This is a genomic window from Caballeronia pedi (genome assembly GCF_001544915.2).
Taxonomy (GTDB): Bacteria; Pseudomonadota; Gammaproteobacteria; order Burkholderiales; family Burkholderiaceae; genus Caballeronia; species Caballeronia pedi.
On the sequence record NZ_FCOE02000119.1, the window covers coordinates 1 to 1102 of the forward strand.

At 65.3% G+C, this 1102-nt stretch carries 1 protein-coding gene; it reads right to left on the bottom strand.

Going from position 1 to position 1102, the window contains the following annotated elements; translation table 11 throughout:
- Positions 1 to 1100: acetyl-CoA C-acetyltransferase (locus tag AWB80_RS42770; RefSeq protein ID WP_061180609.1), on the bottom strand; the 1100-nt coding region annotated here is incomplete at its 3' end.
- Between the last annotated feature and the right edge of the window lie 2 nt (positions 1101 to 1102).

The window sequence follows — 1102 nt, forward strand, 5'->3', positions numbered from 1 at the left end:
TGCATTTCGTGCAGCAGCGTGACGAGAATCCGGCAACCCGATGCGCCGATCGGGTGACCGATCGCAATCGCGCCGCCGTTCACGTTGATCTTCGACTGATCCCAGCCCATCTGCTTGTGCACCGCAAGCGCCTGCGCCGCGAACGCCTCGTTGATTTCCATCAGGTCGAGATCGTTCACCGACCAGCCCGCGCGCTCCAGACAGCGCTTCGAGGCCGGCACCGGGCCCATGCCCATGATCTTCGGATCGACGCCCGCGTTCGCGTACGCCTTGATACGCGCGAGCGGCGTGAGACCCAGCGCTTCAGCCTTCTTCGCCGACATCACCACGACCGCCGCCGCGCCGTCGTTGAGGCCCGATGCGTTCGCCGCCGTCACCGTGCCTTCCTTCGAGAACGCCGGCTTCAGGCCCGCGAGCGCGTCGGCCGTCACGCCGTGACGCACGAACTCGTCGGTGTTGAACTGCAGCGGCTCGCCCTTGCGTTGCGGAATCGAGACCGGCACGATTTCATCGTTGAAGCGGCCCGCCTTCTGCGCGGCCTCGGCCTTGTTCTGCGACAGCGCCGCGAACGCGTCCTGCTGCTCGCGCGTGATGCCGAATTCCTTCGCGACGTTTTCCGCCGTCGTGCCCATGTGGTAGTTGTTATAGACGTCCCACAGGCCATCGACGATCATCGTGTCGATCAGCTTCGCATCGCCCATGCGGAAGCCGTCGCGCGAGCCCGGCAGCACGTGCGGCGCGGCGCTCATGTTTTCCTGACCACCGGCGATCACGATTTCCGCATCGCCCGCGATGATCGCGTTCGCCGCCAGCATCACCGCTTTCAGGCCCGAGCCGCAGACCTTGTTGATCGTCATGCCCGGAACCATGTCGGGCAAGCCGGCCTTGATCAGCGACTGGCGCGCCGGGTTCTGGCCCGAACCGGCCGCGAGCACCTGACCCAGAATCACTTCGCTCACCTGATCCGGCTTCACACCCGCGCGCTCCAGCACGGCCTTGATTACCGTTGCACCCAATTCCGGCGCCGCGATCTTCGCGAGCGAACCGCCGAACTTGCCTACCGCCGTACGCGCGGCCGATACGATCACTACGTCAGTCATTT